The organism is Pseudomonas sp. G5(2012), from assembly GCF_000408945.1.
GTDB lineage: Bacteria > Pseudomonadota > Gammaproteobacteria > Pseudomonadales > Pseudomonadaceae > Aquipseudomonas > Aquipseudomonas umsongensis.
Genome location: NZ_APIO01000189.1, coordinates 1 through 1,388, shown reverse-complemented (window position 1 = coordinate 1,388; position 1,388 = coordinate 1). Strand labels below are relative to the sequence as shown.

General features: G+C 68.7%; 1 protein-coding gene. It reads right to left on the bottom strand.

All coding sequences use genetic code 11. The annotated features are described in order from the left end of the window. A partial coding sequence (locus tag PG5_RS32180) for an ImcF-related family protein (protein WP_305366736.1) occupies nucleotides 1-1,388 on the bottom strand: 1,388 nt, incomplete at both ends.

Sequence of the window (1,388 nt, the reverse complement as noted above, 5' to 3'; positions counted from 1 at the left end):
AACAGCACGTCGGCCAGGTGGCTGAGCTGGTTGATCGCCGTGAGAAACTGCGGATTGAAACGCAGGCCCTGGCTGTGCTGGGCGTCGGCCACCCAGCGGCTGCCCTCCTTGCGCAGCAAGCCGCCCAGTTCGCGCTGCAGGAATTGCTCAAGGCGGCCGGAGTCGGCGCGGATCATCTGCCCGAGCATCGGCAGCGAGGCGTCGCTGGCGGTGACCGCGAAGGGGTAGCGCCCGGTGAACGCTTCGTGCCATTCGCTGACGATCGCCCGTTGCCACTGGCGGTTGAGGCTGCTGGCCGAGGGTTGCAGGACCCGCTGCCAGGCCTGCTCCAGTGGCTGCACGAACAGGGTCTGGCCGATACCGCCCCACTCCGCCCCGAGGCTGGCGGCGAGCTGGCTGCCGTAGGCGCGGGTGTCGGTGAGGTCGATGCTTTTGCCCTGGAACACCGTCTGCGCCAGGGTCTGGGTCATGTCCTGCGGGTCGGCGGCGTGGTTCACCTGTTGCAGGGTCAGGCGGGTGCGCGTGACCTGGTTGAGGAAGGCTTGCAGGCTCAGGCGCTCGTTATCGCTCTGGCCTTCGGGGGTCTTGCCGAGCAGGGCCAGCAGCGGACCGAAGGTGGCGTCCAAGGGGCCTTTGGGCCCCTGCTGCGCCTGCTCGATCAACGGCGCCGGCGCCTGGGCGATCAGCTTTTGTGCCGAGTTGATCAGCGAGTCGGCCAACGCCTGGCTGCGGGTGCCGGCCTGGCCCTGGTAGGCCAGGGTGTTCATCAGCGCGATCAGCGGCGACTGGCGCACGTCGCTCATCAGGGTCAACTGGTCGACCACCTCGCCCAGGCTGTTGGCCGGCTGCCAGCGCAGGCGATTGAGGAACTTCAGCCAGGCGCTGGCGTAGTCCTGGAAGTAGCGCCGGGTCAGGCGTTCGCGCAGCATGTCCGGGGTCAACTCGGCGGCGATGTCGCCCGGCCGGTCGCTGAGCACCCAGTCGATTTCCTCACGCCGCGCCTCGGCGACGGCCTCGATCGCCGGGCGCACCTGGCCCTCCCAGGCCTGGCGGGTAAACACCCCCGGCACGCTGGCCGGGCTGACGATCAACGCTCGCGCCTCGGTGTCGCCGACCATCTGCGCCAGATTTAACGCCGGGTAATGATTGGCCGAGGCGTCGAGCACCTGGCGGTACAGGCTGGCTTCGGCATTGCGCTGACCCAACTGGCCGAGCAGCAGCTGGCGCACCTGGGCCACCAGCTGCGGATCGGCCGGCATCCCCCACTGCGGATGCGCCGCCAACTGCTCGCCATAGAACTGCCAGAGCAGCGGCGACAGACCGTGCCACAGCCCCGGCGAAACCTCGTCGGCGCTCGGTTCGAGCGAGCCCATCACTTTGACCAGAAA